Origin of the sequence: Mesorhizobium sp. M7A.F.Ca.MR.245.00.0.0, from assembly GCF_003997415.1 — a bacterium.
In the GTDB taxonomy this organism is placed as follows: Bacteria; Pseudomonadota; Alphaproteobacteria; order Rhizobiales; family Rhizobiaceae; genus Mesorhizobium.
In genome coordinates this window covers 1-14044 of the sequence record NZ_RZTE01000020.1, presented here as the reverse complement: position 1 = coordinate 14044, position 14044 = coordinate 1, and the positions used below count along the sequence as shown (strand labels likewise).

Below are 14044 nucleotides of genomic sequence, written 5' to 3'. Positions count from 1 at the left end.
GGCGACAGAGGGGGTCGCCGCGCGTAGAGCGCCGGCCCGCATCTGTCGCGCAAGGCGGTCGCGTCCAGTCGTACCAACCCCCTCTGGCCTGCCGGCCATCTCCCCCTCGAGGGGGGAGATTACGCCCTCCACTGCTTTCGCTGATTTTCAACATTGTAAGAAGAAAACCAGTCCTCCAAGGCAGAGGGGGGCGCTGTTCCGCCGGCATCTCGATTGTCCCGCCCCTCAATCCACAAAGATCAGCGCCGGCGTTTCCAGCAGCGTCTTGATCCGCTGAATGAAAACCGCCGCGTCCCAGCCGTCGATCACCCGATGGTCGAAGCTCGACGACAGGTTCATCATCTTGCGCGGGATGAACTGGGTGCCGTCCCACACCGGCCGCACCATCATCTTGTTGACGCCGATGATCGCCACTTCCGGATGGTTGATGACCGGCGTCGTCGCCACGCCGCCCATGGCGCCGAGCGAGGTGATGGTGATGGTAGAGCCGGACAGCTCGTCGCGCGTCGCCGTGCCGGACTTGGCCGCCTCGGCCAGCCTGATGATTTCTGCGCCGCACTCCCAGATATCGCGCGCCTCGGCATGCTTGACCACAGGCACCACCAGCCCCGACGGCGTCTGCGCGGCGATGCCGATATGGATGCCGCCATGCTGGTGGATGATGCCGGCCTCGTCGTCGAACAGCGAATTGAGATTGGGCTGGTCCGCGATCGCCTTGACCACGGCCCGCATCAGGAACGGCAGCAGCGTCAGCTTCGGCCTCTCCACGCCACCCCTACCTGGGCGCTTCTCGTTGTTGAGCGCGGCGCGCAATTCCTCGAGTGCTGTAACATCGATCTCCTCGACATAGGTGATGTGCGGGATGCGCGATTTCGACAGCGACATCTTCTCGGCGATCTTGCGCCGCAAGCCGACCACCTTAGTATCCTGGATCGCATCGTTGCGGGCGAGGCCGGATGTCCTGGCAACCTGCGGCCCGCGCGCCACGAACGCTTCGATGTCCTCATGGCCGATGCGGCCGGCAGGGCCGGATCCCGCAACCTGCCTGAGATCGATGCCGGCTTCCTTTGCCCGCAGACGCACGGCAGGCGAAGCCAGCGGTCTTTCGCCCTCGGGACGCGGTGCGCCGGCGGGCGTGGCAACTTGAGATGTCGGCGCCGTGCCCCCACCCCTAGCCCCTCCCCACAAGGGGGAGGGGGATTCGGTCGCCGCCGCTTCCCCGCCTTCGATTCCTTTGGGATTTGCTGATGACGATGAGGTGGGTTTTGCTCCGCCCTTGGAAGCTGTGGCGCCTCCCCCTCCCCCTTGTGGGGAGGGGTTAGGGGTGGGGGTAGATGCCGCTGTGACCTCTGGCGATTTCGTGTCTGCGACAACATTCCCCTCGCCCGCCACCTTCAGCCGCACGATGGGCGAGCCGATCGCCACCGTGTCGCCGATCTCGGCGCCCAGCCACAGGATTTCGCCGTCGACGGGCGACGGGATTTCGACCGTCGCCTTGTCGGTCATCACAGCGGCAAGCACAGTGTCCTCGCGCACCATGTCGCCGATCTTGACGTGCCATTCGACCAGCTCGGCCTCGGCGACACCTTCGCCGACATCGGGCAGCTTGATGATGTGCTCGCCCATCTCAGGCCTCCATGGTTTCGATGAGAGCACGGCCGACCCGGGCGGGGCCGGGGAAATAGTCCCACTCCTGCGCATGCGGATAGGGCGTGTCCCAGCCGGCAACGCGAGCGACCGGCGCTTCGAGCTGATAAAAACAGTTTTCCTGCACCAGCGCCGACAGCTCGGCGCCGAAGCCCGACGTCAGCGTCGCCTCATGCACGATGACGCAGCGCCCGGTCTTCTTGACCGAGGCGACGATCGTGTCGAGGTCGAGCGGCAAAAGCGTCCTGAGATCGATGATCTCGGCATCGATGCCCGTTTCTTCGACGGCCGCCTGCGCGACATAAACCATGGTGCCGTAGGCGAGCACGGTGAGGCCCGAGCCTGCCCTGCGGATCGCCGCCTTGCCGAGCGGCACAGTGTAGTGGCCGTCGGCGACCTCGCCGAGCTCATGTTTCGACCACGGCGTCACCGGCCGGTCGTGATGGCCGTCGAACGGACCATTGTAGAGCCGCTTCGGTTCGAGGAAGATCACCGGATCGGGGTCTTCGATCGCCGCGATCAAAAGCCCCTTGGCGTCGTGCGGGTTGGACGGCACCACGGTCTTCAGCCCCGACACATGTGTGAACAATGCTTCCGGGCTCTGGCTGTGCGTCTGGCCGCCGAAGATGCCGCCGCCGGTCGGCATGCGCACCACGATCGGGCAGGTGAAATCGCCGTTCGAGCGATAGCGCAGCCGCGCCGCTTCCTGGGTCAGCTGGTCGTAGGCCGGATACATGTAGTCGGCAAACTGAATCTCCACGCACGGCTTCAGCCCATAGGCGGCCATGCCGATGGCCGAGCCGACAATGCCGGATTCGTTGATCGGCGCGTCGAAGCAGCGGCTCTTGCCGTATTTGGCCTGCAGGCCCTGCGTGCAGCGGAAGACGCCGCCGAAGAAGCCGACATCTTCGCCGAACACGACGACTTTGTCGTCGCGCCCCATCGATACATCCATGGCATCGCGAATGGCCTCGATCATGGTCCGTCTCGGCATGGCTCAGACTCCCGCCTGCTGGCGCTGGCGTCTGAGATGCGGCGGCATCTCGGCGTAGAGGCCCTCGAACATGTCGCGCGTCGACGGCTTGCCGCCGGCATGCAGCGTGCCGTGGCTTTCGGCTTCCTTCTGCGCCGCGATGACCGTGTCGAGGATTTCTGCCTCGGCCTGCGCGTGCCGCTCGTCCGACCAGACGCCAAGCTGAATGAGATGGTTCTTCAGCCGCACGATCGGGTCGCCGAGCGGCCAGGCGTCGGACTCGGTCTTTGGCCGGTAGGCCGAGGGATCGTCCGAGCTCGAATGCGCCCCGGCGCGGTAGGTGACATATTCGACGAGCGTCGGCCCGAGATTGCTGCGCGCACGCTCCGCCGCCCATTTGGCCACCGCATGGACGGCGAGATAGTCGTTGCCGTCGACGCGCAGCGACGGGATGCCGAAGCCGAGCCCCCTTGCCGCGAACGTGCCCGAGCCGCCGCGCGCAATGCCCTGAAAGGTCGAGATCGCCCACTGGTTGTTGACCACATTGAGCACGACCGGCGCCTTGTAGGTCGAGGCGAACACCAGCGCCGAGTGGAAATCGGATTCGGCCGTCGAGCCGTCGCCGATCCAGGCGGCTGCGATGCGCGAATCGTTCGATATCGCCGAGGCCATCGCCCAGCCGACCGCCTGGATGTACTGCGTCGCCAGATTGCCGGAGATCGAGAAGAAGCCGTGCTCCTTCGACGAATACATGACCGGTAATTGCCGGCCCTTCAGCGGATCCGCCTCGTTGGAATAGATCTGGTTCATCATCGTGACCATCGGATAGCCGTCGGCGATGAGCAGCCCTGCCTGGCGATAGGTCGGGAAATTCATGTCGCCCGGCGCCAGTGCCTTGCGGAAGGCGCAAGCCACCGCCTCTTCGCCCAGATGCTGCATGTAGAACGAGGTCTTGCCCTGCCGCTGCGCCATCTGCATGCGCGCGTCGAAGGTCCGCAGCGTCATCATGTGGCGTAGGCCGGCCAAAAGCTCGTCGCTTGAAAGCAGTCCGGCCCAGGGACCAACGGCCTCGCCAGTGCGGTTCAGCACGCGGATGATCGAGAAGGCATGATCGCGGATGGTGCGCGGATCGACATCGATGTCAGGGCGCGGCACCGAGCCGGCCTTCGGGATCGGCACATTGGAAAAATCAGGCGTTCCGCCCGGCCGCACTTCCGGTTCCGGAACGTGAAAACGCAACATCCCAGCATCGGCCATGACCTTTGTCCTCCAATGTTGCCTGGTGTCGATATTTGCATATCTGCGCCGCCAGGCCAGTGCGAATTCGTCGGGGTAGCCTGCGGACGTCGGTCCGGCTGCGCCGGCCGATCCAGCCTCCCGCGCACCAAGATGAAGATATATCGGCGAAATTTCTTGTCGATGTTGGGCGAGGATGCGCAATTAGAGAGAAGGTTGAGCCGGGTTGGCCGGCAGATAAGGTGATTGGGGAAGCGCGAAGCGACATCTCCCCCTCGAGGGGGAGATGTCGCCGAAGGCGACGGAGGGGGCCGCCGCGCATGGAGCGCCAACTTCTTCTTTCGGCGCATAAAATGTCGCATCCAGTCGAACCGACCCCCTCTGGCCTGCCGGCCATCTCCCCCTCGAGGGGGGGGGAGATCACGCACACCCCGGTTCACCCCACGCCCGCATCATGCTAACCAACCCGCCATGGCACAGAAGAAAGCTTACGAGGTCGACGGCTGGCTCGCGAAGCCGGACCAGCGGATTTCGATCGTCCTGCTTTACGGCCCCGATCGCGGCCTCGTCTCCGAGCGGGCGAAGGCGTTTGCCGGCAAGACCGGCCTGCCGCTCGACGATCCCTTCTCGGTGGTCAGGCTCGAGGGTTCGGAGGTCGACCGCGACGAGGGCCGGCTGCTCGACGAAGCCCGCACCGTGCCGATGTTTTCCGACCGGCGCCTTTTGTGGGTGCGCAATGCCAGCGGCCAGAAGGCGCTGGCCGACGACGTCAAGGCGCTGACGGCGGAGCCTGCGCGCGATGCGATCATTCTCATCGAGGCCGGCGATCTCAAGAAAGGCGTCGGCTTGCGCGCCATCGTCGAGGCGGCCGACAACGCCATGGCGCTGCCTTGCTATGCCGATGAAGCGCGCGACATCGACGGCGTCATTGACGCCGAACTGAGCAAGGCCGGCATGTCGATGACCATGGAGGCGAGACAGGCGCTGCGCCGCAATCTCGGCGGCGACCGGCTGGCCTCCCGCGGCGAGATCGAGAAGCTCGTGCTCTACGCCCATAGCCAGAACGAGATCGGCCTGGAAGAGGTCAAGGCGATGTCGGGTGATGTCTCCGGCGCGTCATTCGACGACGCGGTCGACGCGCTTCTCGAAGGCAAGATCGGCGACTTCGACACCGCCTTCACCCGCCATTGCCAGTCCGGCGGCCAGCCCTTCCTGGTGCTGTCCTCGGCAATGCGACAGCTGCAGCAGATCCAGATCATGCGCGGCCAGATGGAGTCCGGCAACCGCAACGCCGCCTCGGTCGTTGCCGCCGCCCGCCCGCCGGTGTTTTTCTCCAGGCGCAAGCTGGTCGAGAAGGCGCTGGAGCGCTGGAGCACCGACGCGCTCGGCCGCGCGTTGACCCGGCTGCAGACGGCGGTGTTGCAGACACGACGGCGGCCGGACCTTTCCGTGGCGCTGGCACGGCAGGCGCTGCTGGGGATTGCGGTGGAGAGTAGCCGGTTGGCGCAGCGCGGCTGATCTCCCCCCTCGAGGGGGAGATGTCGCCGAAGGCGACAGAGGGGGTCGTTGCGCGTGGAGCGCTGGCCTCCTCTTCGTTTCCACAAGGGCGCCGGCGCTTGGTGTGAGGCGACCCCCTCTGGCCTGCCGGCCATCTCCCCCTCAAGGAGGGAGATTAGCGGCGTCGCCGATTTCGCCAAAATCCGGCCTGAAGATAATTCGCCGGCTAATTATCGTTCCTGCTTCAGCCGCCTGCACAACTCATCGAGCTGTTCCAGCGAGCGATAGGCTACCCGCAGCACACCGCCTCTGCCCTTGTGATCCACCGAAACGATCATGCCGATCGTATCGGTCAACAGTTTTTCCAGCGCCAGCGTGTCGGCGTCCTTTTCGTCAGGACTTGGCGCCGGCCTGGCTTCCCTGGCGCTGCTGGTGCCGGCCGGCATCTGCGCCAGCGCTTCGGCCTGGCGCACCGAAAGTCCTTCTTCGACGATGCGCTTGGCAAGGCCGGCCGGGTCTTCCGCCGTCACCAGCGTGCGGGCATGACCCGCCGACAGCGCGCCGTCGACCAGCATGTCGCGGATCACATCCGGCAGCTTCAAGAGCCTGAGCGTGTTGGCGACATGGCTGCGGCTCTTGCCGATCACCTGGCCGAGATCGGCCTGGGTGTAGCCGTGCTCGTCGATCAGCTGCTGATAACCAAGCGCCTCCTCGACCGCATTGAGATCGGTGCGTTGGACGTTCTCGATGATCGCCAGTTCGAGCGCGGTGCGATCGTTGACCTCACGGATGATGACCGGGATCTCGGACAGCCCGGCGCGCTGCGCTGCACGCCAGCGCCGCTCGCCGGCGATGATCTCGTAGCGTCCGGCCTGTGTCGGCGAAGGCCGCGCCACCACCGGCTGGACGACGCCGTGTTCGCGGATCGACTGGGCAAGATCGGTCAGCTCGGCGTCGCCGAAATGCCGGCGGGGATTCTTCGGATTGGGGGTCAGGAACTCGATCGGCACCTTGCCGTCGGCGCTCATGCCCGGTTTTTCAGGTGCTACTGGGCGATCAATCTCGCCGATCAGCGCTGCCAGTCCGCGGCCCAGTCTCTTTCTCGAAAGGTCTTCGCTCATCTTTATTCCAGTTGGCTATTCCAAATCGTTTCGGTATCGAATCGGCTCTTGACTATGCATCCGGCCACATCAAGCGGCGCGTAACTTGCGCTCGCGGCGGATCACTTCCGATGCCAGTTGCAGATAGGCCTGGCTGCCCGAGCATTTCAAATCGTAGAGGATCGCCGGCTTGCCGTAGGAGGGCGCCTCGGACACCCGCACATTGCGCGGGATGATGGTCTCGTAGACCTTGTCGCCCATATGCGCCCGCACATCCTGCACGACCTGGTTGGCGAGATTGTTGCGGCCGTCATACATGGTCAGCACGATGCCTTGGATGGTCAGATCCGGATTGATCGAGCGGCGCACCTGCTCGACCGTTTCCAGCAACTGGCTGAGACCTTCGAGCGCGAAAAACTCGCATTGCAGCGGCACAAGAACAGAATCGGCTGCAGCCATTGAATTCAAAGTCAAAAGGTTGAGCGATGGCGGGCAGTCGATCAGCACATAGCCGAACGGTGCGCCGCGCTCGGTGGCGGCGCGCAGCGCGTTGCGCAGCTTGAGCACCCGGTCGGGCGCGGAGGCGATCTCCATTTCGATGCCGAGCAGATCGAGCGTCGACGGCACGATCGACAGGCCGGGCACGGCTGTGGGGATGGCCGCGGCCTCCAGCTCCAACTCGCCGGTCAGCACGTCATAGGAGGACACCGTCCGGTCCTTGCGGTCGATGCCGAGACCGGTGCTGGCATTTCCCTGCGGATCGAGATCGACGATCAGCACCTTTTCGCCGATCGCAGCCAGCGCGGTCGCCAGATTGATGGCGGTCGTCGTCTTGCCGACACCGCCCTTCTGGTTGGCAACGGTGATGATTCGGGGGCCATTCTTCATCATGGGTTTATGCCAGAAATTCATTTTGGGCGCCAAATCGCCTGTCAGTGACGGATCAGACAGGTCGCAGGTTGGACAATTCCAGGATGACGCCGCCAACGTCGGTCACACTTGGATGTTCTACCAGATCGAAGGACCATCGGTGAACGCTTTCTTGCACTTCGGTGCGGTAATCCCGGCCTTTGTGGAACAGGCCGCGCGCGCCTGAAACCAGCCAGGGCGCCGACAGGTCCAACAGGGTCGAAAGCGGAGCCAGCGCCCGCGCCGTGACGATTTGCGGCGTCGAAACAAGCCCGTGGCTGTCATCGATGCGGCGTGCCACGACCCGCGCCGGCAGGCTGAACTGGCCGACGACAGTCTGCAGGAAGGACGCCTTTTTACGATTGCTTTCAATCAGATCGATGCTGGCGCCGTCGCGCTCGGCCAGCAGGAACGCCATCACAAGGCCCGGAAATCCGCCGCCAGAGCCGAGATCCACCCAGCGTTTGGAAACGGGTTCTATGCGCCCGAGTTGGGCGCTGTCCAGGATATGGCGCTGCCAGACATCGCCCGACGTCGATTGCGCCACCAGGTTGATGCTGCGGTTCCATTTCTGGAACATCTGCTCGAACGCCACCAACCGATCGAATGTTTCACGTGAAACCGGGCCTGCCGCATCCTGCAGGCTCTCCAGGGACAAAGAGCTCACGCAACATCCTTTTGTAGGCGCTGGGCGCTCTCCGCGTGACGGACATGCGCGACAATGATCGCCAGCGCCGCCGGCGTCATGCCTTCCATGCGCTGGGCATCGGCGATGGAGCGCGGCCGCCGCGCCTGCATCTTCTGCTTCAGCTCGTTCGACAGACCCGGCACTCCGGCGAAATCGACCGTCTCGGGGATCAGCCGGCTCTCCTCATGCCGGATCTGCGCCACGTCGGTCTTCTGGCGATCAAGATAGACAGAATACTTCGCTTCCGTCTCGAGGCGCTCCGCCGTCTTGCCGTCGATCGCCGCAAAGCGCGGATCGACGCCAGCCAGCCAAGCGACGTCGACGTCCGGATAGGACAGCAATTCATAGCCGGACCGGCGCACGCCATCCCGGTTGATGTCCAGCCCGTGCCGCGCCGCCTCATTCGGCGTCATGGCGAGCGACTTCGCCAAATCCCGTGCCTCATCCAGGCTTTGCATGACCTGCCCGTAGCGCTGCATGCGCTGTGCCGAGGCGATGCCCAGTTTCGTCGCCAGAGGCGTCAGTCGCTCATCGGCATTGTCGGCACGCAGCGATAGCCGGAACTCGGCCCGTGACGTGAACATCCGGTAGGGCTCTGCGATGCCGCGGCTGGTCAAATCGTCGACCATCACGCCGATATACGCCTCGGTGCGGCTGAGCACGATTTGCTCGCTCCCCGCCGCCCGCCGCGCCGCATTGAGGCCGGCGAGCAGGCCCTGCCCGGCTGCTTCCTCATAGCCCGTCGTACCGTTGATCTGACCGGCGAGGAAGAGGCCGCCAACGCGCTTCGTCTCCAGCGTCTGATGCAGTTCGCGCGGATCGACATGATCATACTCGATGGCATAGCCGGGCTGCAGCATGATTGCGCGCTCCAGCCCCGGAATGGTTTTCAATATATCGAGCTGCACATCTTCGGGCAACGAGGTGGAAATCCCATTGGGATAGACGGTATCATCGTCCAGCCCTTCCGGCTCCAGAAAGATCTGGTGCCCATCCCTATCGCCGAACTTGACGATCTTGTCCTCGATCGACGGGCAATAACGCGGCCCGACGCCCTCGATCGAACCGGAATACATGGCCGAGCGGCCAAGATTGGCGCGGATCAACTCATGCGTGGCCGTGGTCGTCCGTGTGATGCCGCACGCGATCTGCGGCGTTTCGATGCGGTCGGTCATCAGCGAGAACGGCACCGGATCCGCATCCGCCGCCTGGCTTTCCAGAGTCGCCCAGTCGATGGTCCGGCCATCGAGCCGCGGCGGCGTCCCGGTCTTCAGCCGTCCAAGCTTGAAGCCCGCGCGGTCCATCGTCGCCGAGAGCCCAAGGCTGGCCTGCTCGTTCATGCGGCCGGCGACAATCTTCCTCTCGCCAATATGAATAAGCCCACGCAAAAAAGTTCCAGTCGTCAGCACGACCGCGCCACAGCCAAGCCGCCTGCCGTCGGCCAGGAGAACAGCCGTGATCCGCCCATCGGCGATCTCAAAATCCAGCACCTCGCCTTCGACCACGTCGAGATCGTTCTGCTGCCGAATCGCTTCCTGCATGGCAAGGCGATAAAGCTTCCGGTCGGCCTGCGTACGAGGGCCGCGCACGGCGGGACCTTTGCGGCGGTTGAGCAGGCGGAACTGAATGCCGGCAGCATCCGCCACGCGGCCCATCAGGCCATCCATGGCATCAATCTCGCGCACCAGGTGGCCCTTGCCGAGCCCGCCGATCGCCGGATTGCAGGACATGACCCCGATCGTGCCGAAGCGCAGCGTCACCAGCGCGGTCTTGGCACCAGCGCGCGCGGCAGCGCTGGCCGCCTCGCAACCCGCGTGACCGCCGCCCACCACAACCACATCATAGTGATTGGTCATCACAAACTTCCCAGACTCGAATGATTGAGGGACACATGTCCCTGCGAGGCTTGGCTGTCAAGAAAACTCCGCGAGTCGTTTCACGTGAAACAGCCTTGCACCGCCATCGCATGTGTTTCACGTGAGTCATCGGGGCACCGATGTTTCACGTGAGTCGCACCTTGCCGCTGCTCGAAGGTCTTACCCAAGCGTTCGCAACGTTCGTCATCCTAGGGCAAAGCAGGAGCGAAGCGACGTCGCGGAGACCCTAGGATCCATGCCGTGATCTTGGCCAAAGAGTACAGCGGATCAGAATTCTGCACCGTGGCGCGCGCTCAGAAGTCGCGGCATGGATCCTCGGGTCTGCGCCGCGTCGCTACGCTCCTTGCTCCGCCCGTGGATGACGAAGCGATGGGACGTTCCGCAAACGGTCCATCAAAATCTCTGCATCGACAACTGAGTCATTTTACGAGAGCGCATCGTTTCACGTGAGTCATTTCCCAATGCAGAACTGTGAGAAAATCACGTCCAGCATGTCCTCGACGTCGATGGCGCCGACAATACGGCCCAGGCGATCTGCTGCAAGCCGCAACTCCTCGGCGCGCAATTCCTGCCCGACAGTCCGGCCGTCGGTTGCGTGACGCAGGTGGCTATTCGCTGCGCCAAGCAATTCGACGTGGCGCAGGCGCGATGGCAGGACATCACCGACGCTGCCGGCTGCTTCCGCTGCCCGCCGGCCGATTTCCCCCAGCAGTTCCTCCACGCCCGTCCCGTTCTTTACCGAAATGACAAGGTCATAATCCTCCGTCGCGTCACTCGCCGCGCGGTCTTCCAGCAGATCGAGCTTGGTGCCGACGCGCAAGGTCCGCGCCACAGTCGGCAGCTCGCCGACATCTCTTGGGTTCGCGATGTCCTGAAGCAACAGCAAGAGATCGGCGCCATGTGCCTTGGCCCTCGCCTTCTCGATGCCGATAGCCTCGACCTTTCCCGGCGCATCGCGCAGCCCGGCCGTATCTGTAAGCCGGATCCGCAGCCCCTGAAGATCAAGTGTCACTTCAAGCAGATCCCGCGTCGTGCCGGGTTCATCCGTTACTATAGCGGCATCCCGCCGGGCCAGGGCATTGAACAGACTCGACTTACCGGCGTTGGGCGCGCCAAGGATGACGACCTCGAAGCCGTCGCGAATGATCTCGGCGGCGCGAAATCCGGCAATGTGCCGGTCGATCTCGCCGATCATAGTTTTGACATCGAACCAAATCGTATCCGAAACGGAACCGGGAACATCGTCGTCATCGGCAAAATCGATCTCGGCCTCGATCATGGCGCGGGCGTGGATCAGTCGGCGGCGCCAGCCGAGATAGAGTTCGCTGAGAACGCCTTCGGCATTTTGAACGGCAAAACGCCGCTGCGCCTCCGTCTCGGCATTGACGAGGTCCGCCAGCGCCTCGGTCTCGACCAGGTCAACCTTGCCGTTGAGAAAGGCGCGGCGCGTGAATTCGCCCGGTTCCGCGTGCCTGACGCCGTCGAAACCAGTAATCGTCTCCAGCATCCTGACCACCACGGCGCGTCCGCCATGAACGTGGAATTCCGCCACATCCTCGCCCGTAAAACTGGCCGGTCCGGGAAAGAAGACGACCAAGCCATTATCGAGCACGGTTCCATCGGGCGCTGTGAATCTGCGCAAGACTGCGACGCGGTCTTTAACCATACCCCCGGCAATCGTTTCGACTACGAATCGAGTCTGTGGGCCGGAAATACGGACGACGGCGACGCCGGCCGGGAGCCGGCCGCTCGACAGCGCTACGATGGAATCGCCTGAAATCATTTGCCCGCTCTACCGAACCGCCCTAGCTTTACGCCCATCAGCCAATCGCACCCGAGTTTGCCCAGTGACGCTGCCCGCGCAAAACCTGCTTGCTGAAGAAGCCAGCCCCTATTTGCAGCAGCACAGCGGCAATCCCGTCCACTGGCGGGCCTGGTCGCCGGCTTCGCTCGAAGAGGCCAAGGCGCTGGACAGGCCGATCCTGCTCTCGGTCGGCTATGCCGCCTGCCACTGGTGCCACGTCATGGCGCATGAAAGCTTCGAGGACGATGGTGTCGCCGCCGTCATGAACCGTCTGTTCGTCAATATCAAGGTCGACCGCGAGGAGCGCCCCGACATCGACCAGATCTATATGGCCGCGCTCTCCGCGATGGGCGAGCAGGGTGGCTGGCCACTGACCATGTTCCTGACGCCGGACGGCAAGCCGTTCTGGGGCGGCACCTACTTTCCGCGCGAGCCACGCTACGGCCGCCCCGGTTTCATCCAGGTGATGGAGGCGGTGGACAAGGCGTGGCGCGAGAAGCGGGCGAGCCTCAACCAGAGCGCCGACGGCCTGACCACACATGTCCAGGCACGGCTCGCCGGCTCGCACGCGAAAACAGGGCTCGATCGCGACACGCTGGCTGAGCTTGCCAAGGGCATAGACCGCATGATCGACCGCGATCTGGGCGGCTTGCGTGGCGCGCCGAAATTTCCCAATGCGCCGTTCATGCAAACGCTGTGGCTGTCCTGGCTGCGCGACGGCAACGCCAGCCATCGCGACGACGTTCTCAACAGCCTCGAACAGATGGTCAGCGGCGGCATCTACGACCATGTCGGCGGCGGGCTCAGCCGTTACTCGACCGATGCCGAATGGCTGGTGCCGCATTTCGAAAAGATGCTCTACGACAATGCCCAGCTGATCCGCTTCTGCAACTGGGCCCATGCCGCAAGCGGCAACGAGTTGTTCCGGGTCCGAATCGAAGAAACGATCGGCTGGCTGCTGCGCGAGATGCGCGTCGACGGCGGCGCCTTTGCCGCCAGCCTCGATGCCGACAGCGACGGCGAGGAAGGGCTGTTCTACACCTGGAGCCGAGAAGAGGTCGAAGCTGCCATCGGGGAAGATTCCACCTTGTTTTTCAAATACTTCACCCTCTCCAGCCCGCATGGCTGGGAAGGCAAGCCGGTCGTCCACCAAACCCTGTCCCAGCAATCGCACTATGTGATCGATCGCGCAGAGCTCGGCCCGCTCAAGGCGAAACTCCTCACCGTGCGGGAACAGCGGGTCAGGCCCGGTCTTGACGCAAAGACCCTCACCGACTGGAACGGCCAGATGATCGCAGCGCTAGCAGAGGCCGGCCGTTCGCTGGCGCGGCCTGACTGGATCGACTCGGCGGCAAAAGCCTTTGCCCACATCAGCACCGCCGGCCGCGACGGCCGTCTGCCGCATTCGATGCTCGGCGACAGAAGACTATTCCCTGCTTTGTCCAGCGACTATGCCGCCATGGCCAACGCAGCGATCTCCCTGTTCGAGGCCACAGGGAATTGGAGCTATGTCGACCAGGCCGGCCAGTTTATCGAGCAGCTCGACCATTGGCACGCCGATACCGAAAAGACAGGTTACTACCTGACCGCCTCGGACAGCACCGACGTGCCGATCCGCATCCGCGGCGATGTCGACGAAGCGATTCCCTCCGCCACCGGCCAGATCATCGAGGCACTGGTCCGGCTGGCCTCCGTCACCGGCAATCTCGACCTGCAGGAAAGGGCCTGGCAAGTTGCCGAGCACGCCGCCGGCCGCGCGGCGCACCAGGCCTATGGCCAGGCCGGCATCGTCAACGCCTGCGCGCTGGCGATCGAGCCGCTCAAGCTGGTCATCGTCGATGCGCTTGACGATCCAAAGCTCGTTCCGGTTGCGAATCGAAGTCCGGACCCCCGCCGCGTCGATATTGTCCTGCCGATCGGTACGGGTACGAATCGACCCTTGCTGCCTGGCGGAATCCTGCCGCCGAACAACGAGGCGGGTGCATGGTTGTGTACTGGGCAGGTGTGTTTGCCGGTCGTGACGGATGCTGAAGAGTTGGAACGATTGTTGCGAGGGCTATAAGGGCAACGCACTGCTTGATCAGCCCAAAATTGCGGCGCTGGCGCCGCCCCTCATTGCCCTGCCGGGCATTTCTCCCCGTATAGGGACGGGGAGAAAGACGCCGTTATGGACGGTTTCGCCAATTTTCAACGCAGCAGAACGAGCGCCGAGGGTGCGGCCATCTCCCTTCTCCCCGTCACTATACGGGGAGAAGGTGCCGGTGTCCGAACCGGATAGATAGGTAACAGAATGGACCGATAGCATGGGTGACA

11 protein-coding genes are annotated in these 14044 nt (G+C 63.8%); 2 read left to right on the top strand and 9 right to left on the bottom strand.

The window, feature by feature from the left end; genetic code table 11:
* Positions 1–225: 225 nt before the first annotated feature.
* From EOB80_RS20105 to EOB80_RS20095, 3 genes are read right to left on the bottom strand one after another with little or no spacing between them, the layout of a single operon-like run.
* Positions 226–1626: a dihydrolipoamide acetyltransferase family protein gene (locus tag EOB80_RS20105; protein WP_127329244.1), complete on the bottom strand. Its 1401-nt coding sequence runs from the start codon at positions 1624–1626 to the stop codon at positions 226–228.
* A gap of 1 nt (position 1627) precedes the next feature.
* Complete coding sequence (locus EOB80_RS20100) at positions 1628–2641, bottom strand: alpha-ketoacid dehydrogenase subunit beta (RefSeq protein ID WP_127329242.1); 1014 nt, start codon at positions 2639–2641, stop codon at positions 1628–1630.
* A 3-nt stretch (positions 2642–2644) separates the two neighbouring features.
* The gene (locus EOB80_RS20095) at positions 2645–3877 is read right to left on the bottom strand and encodes a 3-methyl-2-oxobutanoate dehydrogenase (2-methylpropanoyl-transferring) subunit alpha (RefSeq protein WP_127329240.1); all 1233 of its coding nucleotides are present in this window, start codon (positions 3875–3877) and stop codon (positions 2645–2647) included.
* 450 nt (positions 3878–4327) lie between these two features.
* Between EOB80_RS20095 and holA the strand changes: the two genes are divergently transcribed.
* Positions 4328–5374 carry a DNA polymerase III subunit delta gene (holA, locus tag EOB80_RS20090; protein WP_127329238.1) on the top strand — a complete coding sequence of 349 codons (1047 nt, stop codon included), beginning with the start codon at positions 4328–4330 and terminating at the stop codon, positions 5372–5374.
* 209 nt (positions 5375–5583) lie between these two features.
* Here the strand turns inward: holA and EOB80_RS20085 are convergent, their stop codons facing one another.
* The 5 genes from EOB80_RS20085 to mnmE form a co-directional block, all read right to left on the bottom strand.
* Complete coding sequence (locus EOB80_RS20085; RefSeq protein ID WP_127322416.1) at positions 5584–6474, bottom strand: ParB/RepB/Spo0J family partition protein; 891 nt, start codon at positions 6472–6474, stop codon at positions 5584–5586.
* Between the two features lie 69 nt (positions 6475–6543).
* Positions 6544–7344, bottom strand: coding sequence for a ParA family protein (locus tag EOB80_RS20080; protein ID WP_081738757.1), 801 nt, complete (start codon positions 7342–7344; stop codon positions 6544–6546).
* 52 nt (positions 7345–7396) lie between these two features.
* Positions 7397–8029 (bottom strand): 16S rRNA (guanine(527)-N(7))-methyltransferase RsmG, encoded by a 633-nt coding sequence (gene rsmG / locus EOB80_RS20075; RefSeq protein ID WP_127329236.1) that lies wholly within the window; start codon positions 8027–8029, stop codon positions 7397–7399.
* Positions 8026–9906: a tRNA uridine-5-carboxymethylaminomethyl(34) synthesis enzyme MnmG gene (mnmG, locus tag EOB80_RS20070; RefSeq protein ID WP_127329234.1), complete on the bottom strand. Its 1881-nt coding sequence runs from the start codon at positions 9904–9906 to the stop codon at positions 8026–8028. Before mnmG ends, rsmG begins: the two co-directional genes overlap by 4 nt.
* 472 nt (positions 9907–10378) lie before the next feature.
* Positions 10379–11710 carry a tRNA uridine-5-carboxymethylaminomethyl(34) synthesis GTPase MnmE gene (mnmE, locus tag EOB80_RS20065; RefSeq protein ID WP_127329232.1) on the bottom strand — a complete coding sequence of 444 codons (1332 nt, stop codon included), beginning with the start codon at positions 11708–11710 and terminating at the stop codon, positions 10379–10381.
* Between the two features lie 64 nt (positions 11711–11774).
* Here mnmE and EOB80_RS20060 point away from each other — a divergent pair, with 64 nt between their 5' ends.
* Positions 11775–13793 (top strand): thioredoxin domain-containing protein, encoded by a 2019-nt coding sequence (locus tag EOB80_RS20060; RefSeq protein WP_127329230.1) that lies wholly within the window; start codon positions 11775–11777, stop codon positions 13791–13793.
* Between the two features lie 18 nt (positions 13794–13811).
* On the opposite strand, the gene EOB80_RS34815 is transcribed toward EOB80_RS20060, so the two are convergent.
* Positions 13812–14044 (bottom strand): hypothetical protein (locus EOB80_RS34815; RefSeq protein ID WP_206516827.1); only part of this gene is annotated, 233 nt, incomplete at its 5' end.